Annotated in this window: 4 protein-coding genes; 2 read left to right on the top strand and 2 right to left on the bottom strand. The window is 37.0% G+C overall.

Going from position 1 to position 3,517, the window contains the following annotated elements:
- Window positions 1-253 precede the first annotated feature (253 nt).
- Together ACJROP_RS10285 and ACJROP_RS10280 are read right to left on the bottom strand one after the other, a co-directional pair.
- The gene (locus ACJROP_RS10285) at window positions 254-469 is read right to left on the bottom strand and encodes a hypothetical protein (protein WP_406535376.1); all 216 of its coding nucleotides are present in this window, start codon (window positions 467-469) and stop codon (window positions 254-256) included.
- Window positions 470-943: 474 nt separating this feature from the next.
- Entirely contained in the window at window positions 944-1,738 is a 795-nt protein-coding gene (locus tag ACJROP_RS10280) for a metallophosphoesterase (protein WP_406535375.1), read from the bottom strand.
- 458 nt (window positions 1,739-2,196) lie between these two features.
- Here ACJROP_RS10280 and ACJROP_RS10275 point away from each other — a divergent pair, with 458 nt between their 5' ends.
- A complete protein-coding gene (locus tag ACJROP_RS10275; RefSeq protein WP_406535374.1) occupies window positions 2,197-2,664 on the top strand; it encodes a hypothetical protein in 468 nt (155 codons plus the stop codon).
- Between the two features lie 183 nt (window positions 2,665-2,847).
- On the top strand, window positions 2,848-3,462 hold the full coding sequence (locus ACJROP_RS10270; protein ID WP_406535373.1) for a leucine-rich repeat domain-containing protein: 615 nt from the start codon (window positions 2,848-2,850) through the stop codon (window positions 3,460-3,462).
- The last annotated feature ends 55 nt before the right edge of the window (window positions 3,463-3,517 follow it).

Raw genomic sequence — 3,517 nt, 5'->3', positions numbered from 1 at the left:
TGTGGTTTCAGAATTTTGCAGTAATTTTGCACCTCGATAGAAAAAGGATGAAACATATCAGCCAGCAGTGATGCTCGCAATATTATTATTATTATTAGTTATAAAATGCCGTCGTGATGACGGTTTCTTTGATAAATTAATGTTGTAAGACATTTGCAGGGGCTCTACGGAGCCCCTGTACTATTTAATCCCACCCCTCTTCATCATTGTTCTCCATATAACGACTCATGCCGTTATCATCCATAATTACTTGCTATAAATCTTCATCTGGAAGGAATTCTATCTGCACACCATCTTGAATCAGTTGATTCATATAGCCTTCAATTCTTCCCAAGCCATTGCCACTCGGTCTGGCATTCGATCCATGAGAATCAATCCAAGATCCATCAGAAAATTTTGCATTAAACGACCATCCCCAACCATCCAAGACCTCCATTATGGGCCTGTAAGATTCCTTGTATTTATACATTTTCTCCTCCTCGATGATCTGTCGGAAATGCGCCATATTCTCTTTTGTGATTCGCTTTTCGAACATAGGGCCATAGTTTTCCTTCATAGCCTTCAGTACGAAAGCACCTGAAGAGTCCTTTTCAATGGTTCCTTCAAATTTAGGACGAGCCATCGTACCACTGCTAACAAACCTCAGCCTTACCAGTTCTCCTTCAGGCATAGATTTCAGTGAACAGCCAATCAACGAAAACAATCCACCTATCATACAGGTAATAATTCCCATTCTTTTCATAACTTGATGGTTTTAGTTTTATGTTGCAAAGATAAAACAAACAATCCATACTCCCAAACATCTCTGCAAAAAAAGTCCAAAATCTTTGGTTGTTTCAAAAATAAACCTTACCTTTGCACTGTGTTTTTATAGCATGAGATTTAAGGTTAACAATTAGGACGCGCCCTCTCCTGTGAAGGATCGGGGCGTATTTTATGCCCTTTACGACAGTTCTTTGGGTGGTATTTCCCTCAGTTCCATAATGTCGAGCATGTGAAACATCACATCATCTATCTTAGCATGCCAACTCTCATGAAAATGGCCGTAATACCAATATTGTAACGGATGATTCTTGATGTATAAATAATTGTATAAGTCGTCCATCACCTGCCGCTCATATCTTACATCATCCATCAAATCAGCATCACGCTCTGCCCAATCTTCCAGAAAATGATGCGAAGATAACTCGCAGAACGATGGCGAAGTATGGGTGATAACGGTATCAACAGCGCATTGACTATCTATCACGTCGAGCCTTTCCTGATTGAATTCTGGTAGTTCGTTATTCCAATACACATTCGGTTTCAGTAAGTCGTCAGGATCTGGCAAGTGATAATAATTGGACGCCATACGATGAAGCCTGTCAATAGACGTTGCACCACCCACACAAAGTATCGTACGCCCACATGCCTTTATGACTGAGTAATCTGGCACGGTCATCCAGCGTTGATGTTTGATGGGCTGACTGTTGAAATAAGCAGGATTGTCATGATTGCCTCTTAAAAACACCATCCAGTTGTTTGATTTCGATAGTTTTTCACGACAACGCTTATAGATATTCTCATAGAATCCTAGTTTCTCAAAACCAAAGCCACAATCCCCTGCAACGACGATAAGCGTATCTTTCATCTCGTACTGCACGCAGCACTTATAGACAAGTTTGGTAAAGTCTTCGTGAATATCACCACTCACCACAATGCCTTTTGCTTTAGGGAAAGTCAAATATGCTGTATTCATATTGCAAATGTACAAAAAATAATCCGCACCACCAAAAAATCTCTGCAAAAAAAACAAATCAACGACACACTCAAACCCTCTTTCCCCTACTCTGTCGCAATCTCCACCCCTTGTCGCAACAACTTCGACAAGAATCAGGCTAATTTCTTGGAATCAGCCCAAAATCCCCGTACCTTTGCATCAGTTATTTGATTCATACGATAGTAGTTTTCTCATAATGATATTGTTTTAGGTTATTGGTTAGTAATGTAGCATACGGGGTTCGCTGAGACAGCGAGCCCTTTTGCTATATTTATTCTCTTTATCCACTTAGAAATATAAGATATATTATTAAAATATCACAAATTATTTGGTGATTTCAAATAAAGATCATATATTTGCATATACATTAGTATTTAACTATAACAACTTTATAATTTACTGACCTAAAATAATATGATATGAGGATTATTAAATTTTTGAGTATATTATTACTCCTGGTACTGGGCCAATCAATCATTGTTGCTTGTGGCTCTAATGATGATGAGAAAAATGTTCAAGACGAGACCTCTCCTGCAACTATAGATTATCTTTGCTCAACTCTAATGTGGGTATATGCTCCAGATAGTGGAATTAAAAAAGGTGAAGAGTATGAGACTTTCTTTTTTGGTAGAATTGGAGACGAATTAATATGCACTATAACAAAATGTATTGGAGGGTCAGATGACACTTCACTCAAAAGGTTTAACTTTACTTATTCTCCACCAACATTAACTTTAAAAGAAAAGGAGAATATAACGGGGAAAATTGCATATGAAGGTGAAACAAGAACACTAACAGTATACAAGCTGACAAGACTGAAGTATACTAATTCTTCAGCAGATTGGCTCCAAATAAATGGAAAAACATATATGAAATCCATTGGAGGAGGGGTTAATATTAAATAGAATATTTAAGTCTAAACATTAATAATATAAAATAATATGAAGAAAATAATAACAATCTCTCTCTTAATTCTTTTGCCGATAATTGCGAATGCTCAAGATAAAATATCGGTTGTTACTCTTAAAAATGGGACGGTAATGAAGGGAGTTATCAAGTCCATAGACCCCAATGATGCCCTAACTATTGTGTTGGCTGGTATCGAAACATCAATAAAGATGGATAATGTTGCAAAGATAGAAGAAGATAGAAATATACCATCTGAAACTCTTTTACCAGAAATCCAAAACGATGACAAATTGGCCAGTAAGGACAAATTAGATACCCAAGAATCTTTTATTGCCCTATCAGGCGGTAAACGTTATTGCTTCAATATTCTGTCTAAGTCAGACAAAACGGTTGAGATAACACACAAGAAGAATGTGAAGTATACCGATACTCATTATGTAATCCCGTCTACTGTAGACTATGGTGGTGAAACATATACAGTAGTAAAAATTGGTGAAGAGGCATTCAATGAGAACAAGAAAATTGAGACTTTAGAGATCCCTGCCACAGTGAAAGTTATTGGTGAAAAAGCTTTTGAGCAATGCAAACACCTGACTAAAATCCAGTTTTCACCAGGATTAGAAATAATTGAAGAAAAGGCTTTCTCACAATGCACACATCTTAAAGAATTATATTTGCCATCAGGCTTAACTGAAATTGGCAAAAATGCCTTTTTCTTTGATAAAGAACTCGAGAAGATTGTATTTCCGAGCACATTAAAGGTTGAAGTGACCCCAAGAAGTTGGACGGGTTAAACATTTACGTATTTAATTGAGTCATTCTGTATTGTACTGGACTCATACCATTTAA

The organism is Methanobrevibacter sp. (assembly GCF_045220775.1).
GTDB lineage: Archaea > Methanobacteriota > Methanobacteria > Methanobacteriales > Methanobacteriaceae > Methanocatella.
Note: the sequence above shows the minus strand (reverse complement) of the source record. Positions and strands in the feature narration are given on the sequence as shown.

What these genes read in the sequence shown, in the direction of transcription:
- ACJROP_RS10285 (WP_406535376.1), bottom strand. Translation starts at nt 469, where the DNA reads ATGTATAAATACAAGGAATCTTACAGGCCCATAATGGAGGTCTTGGAT.
- ACJROP_RS10280 (WP_406535375.1), bottom strand. Translation starts at nt 1,738, where the DNA reads ATGAATACAGCATATTTGACTTTCCCTAAAGCAAAAGGCATTGTGGTG.